Annotated in this window: 1 protein-coding gene; it reads left to right on the plus strand. The window is 63.2% G+C overall.

The features are described from left to right. Nucleotides 1–59 precede the first annotated feature (59 nt). Nucleotides 60–1,231 (plus strand): IS3 family transposase gene (locus H8A95_RS43115; protein WP_229188461.1). Its coding sequence is split into 2 segments (ribosomal slippage): nt 60–351 and nt 351–1,231, totalling 1,173 coding nucleotides; the frame shifts between segments, so codons are not numbered across the junction. Nucleotides 1,232–1,259 lie beyond the last annotated feature (28 nt).

Raw genomic sequence — 1,259 nt, forward strand, 5'->3', positions numbered from 1 at the left:
TGAACCTCCCCCGACTGAGTGGACACCTGTAGGAGGCTCTGCGAGCCAGGAGGTGTCGAATGGAAGGACGTCAACGTCGGTCCTTTACCGAGGAGTACAAGCGGCAGGCGGCTGAGCTTGTGGTGTCGAGTGGCCGGTCGATCACGTCGGTTGGCAAGGAACTCGGTCTTCGCGACTCGGTGCTGCGGCGCTGGGTGGAGAAGCTCCGGCAGGAGCCGGCATCGGCGACGCGGCGCCCCACCACGCAGGCGACGCCGATGCCGGCGGACCAGGCTGCCGAGATCGCCCGTTTGCGCGAGGAGAACGAGCGGCTGCGCATGGAGCGGGACATTTTAAAAAAGTCGATCGCGATCTTTGCCGGAACCCGGACATGAGCTTCCGCTTCATCGAGGACCATCGCGATACCTATCCGGTGCGGCTGATGTGCGCCGTGCTCGAGGTCTCGCCGGCCGGTTATTACGCCTGGCGTGAGCGCCCGGTGAGCGCCCGCGTGACCACCAGTGCCGTGCTCCTGGCCGCGATCCGGCAGGTTCATCAGGACAGCGGCGGACGCTATGGCAGCCCGCGGGTCCATGCCGCGCTGCGGATGCAGGGACGTGGCGCCAGTCGTGGCCGGATCGAACGCTTGATGCATCGGCACGGCATCCGCGCCATCATGGCATCACCGCGCCGCGTTCGGACAACCGACAGTCGTCATGGCCTGCCGATCGCGCCGAACCTCATCGAACGTCATTTTGTAGCCGCGGCGGCGAACCGGGTCTGGCTCGCCGATATCACCTACATTCCTACTGCAGAGGGCTGGCTCTACCTGGCGGCGATCATGGACCTCTTCAGCCGCAAGATCGTCGGATGGGCCATGCGGGACCACATGCAGGTCGAACTCGCCGCGTCCGCGTTGACGATGGCGATCCAGCAGCAGCATCCAGAGGTCGGATTGATCCATCACTCCGATCGCGGCGTGCAGTACGCCTCGTACGACTATCGTGCGGCCCTCGCGGCGGCCGGAATCGTCGGATCAATGAGCCGCAAAGCCGACTGCTACGACAACGCCCCGATGGAGAGCTTCTTCCATACCCTGAAGACCGAGCTCGTTCATCATCGCCAATACAAAACCCGAGCCGAAGCCCAGCGCGATATCTTCGCCTTCATCGAGGGCTTCTACAACCGAACCCGACTCCATTCCGCCATCGGATATATCGCCCCGATCGAGATGGAGCTAAAAGCAGCTTAACCCTGTCTACTTTTTTGGGGGAAGATCA

The organism is Bradyrhizobium oropedii (assembly GCF_020889685.1).
GTDB classification, from domain to species: Bacteria; Pseudomonadota; Alphaproteobacteria; order Rhizobiales; family Xanthobacteraceae; genus Bradyrhizobium; species Bradyrhizobium oropedii.